Below are 220 nucleotides of genomic sequence, written 5' to 3' on the forward strand. Positions count from 1 at the left end.
AACCACCGCATCCGGAAAATCACGCCGGCGGGGGTGGTAAGCACCTTTGCCGGCAGCACAAAGGGTCGTACGGATGGAACTGGCACAGAAGCACAGTTTAACCTCCCCCACAGTGTGGCTGTGGACTCAGAGGGCAATGTCTATGTGGCTGATGGATTCAACCATCTCATCCGGAAAATCACGCCGGCAGATAGAATAGAAGATAGAGTGGTAAGCACCT

General features: G+C 54.1%; 1 protein-coding gene. It reads left to right on the forward strand.

What is annotated here, in order from left to right:
* The coding region (locus tag S1OALGB6SA_RS09275) for an NHL repeat-containing protein (RefSeq protein ID WP_442789593.1) at window positions 1–220 on the forward strand (220 nt) is incomplete at both ends.

It is taken from the genome of Olavius algarvensis spirochete endosymbiont (assembly GCA_900608495.1).
Classification (GTDB): Bacteria; Spirochaetota; Spirochaetia; order DSM-2461; family DSM-2461; genus UBA2779.